Origin of the sequence: Actinomyces sp. HMSC075C01, assembly GCF_001812965.1 — a bacterium.
Taxonomy (GTDB): Bacteria; Actinomycetota; Actinomycetes; order Actinomycetales; family Actinomycetaceae; genus Actinomyces; species Actinomyces acetigenes.
Genome location: NZ_KV810919.1, coordinates 1 through 980 on the forward strand (window position 1 = coordinate 1; position 980 = coordinate 980).

1 protein-coding gene is annotated in these 980 nt (G+C 64.1%); it reads left to right on the top strand.

Annotated features, from left to right (window positions below; translation table 11 throughout):
* Window positions 1-980, top strand: a 980-nt coding sequence (locus HMPREF2883_RS00195; protein WP_141758966.1) for an ABC transporter permease, incomplete at both ends; no start/stop codon positions are given.

Consider the following 980-nt stretch of genomic DNA (forward strand, 5'->3'; position numbering starts at 1 on the left):
CCCCACCGCCACCGGTGAGGTGGCCATCGACTCCGACCTCGCCGAGCAGCAGGGCCTGAGCGTCGGCGACACCATCCGCCTCACAACCAAGGACAAAGACAACGCTAAGGCCGTCCACTCAGCTCCCACGGTGGTCGGCATCATCTCCGCCGGGGCCGACAGCAAGGACATCGGCACCGGCACCCTCTACGCCACCGCCGAGCAGCTCCAAGCGATGGGAGCCAGAATCAATTACTACAGGCTCTACGTCACCGCCAAACCTGGAACTGATGCCAGTTCATTGATGAGGAATGTGTCCGAAATAATTCACCCTACCCAGCCCTCCGCCGTCATCCAGAGCGCGGGCGAGGCCATCTCTCAGCGAGCTAAAGCAGAATTAGGAGGGACGATCATCTCAACCATCCTCAACCTCCTGTCCCCGGTCTGCGCGGCGGTCGCCATCATCGTGATCGCCACCACCTTCAGCACACTGGTGGCGCGCCAGACGCGCATGGTCGGACTCATGCGCTGCATCGGCACAACCCGCCGTCAGGTGATGCTCGCCGTGCTGCGCACCGGACTCATGACGGGTGTGGTCGGCTCCGTCCTGGGCGCGGCACTCGGAACCAGTATCGGTGCCATCGCGGTGTCCTCAGGAACCTTCGCGGACCTCAAGGCGGATCAGCTCACCATCTCGCCGGTGTCCCTTGGGCTCACCGTCGCCTTGGGGACGCTGGTCACCCTCATTGCCGTTCTGCGCCCTGCGCGCACAGCCACCCGCATCTCACCGCTCATGGCTCTCACAGGACAGGTCGCAAGCACCAAGCAGGCCGGACGCAGGCGGATGTGGAGCGCCGTCGCCGGAGCCATCATTGCCGTCATCGGTGCGGCCATCGTCACCCTCGGCGTTCAGGCATCCGATATCTACATCACAGCATGTGGGAGCGCCGTCGTCGTCGTTGGGACCGTCCTCAGCCTTCCTCTGCTCGTCACCGCCATCA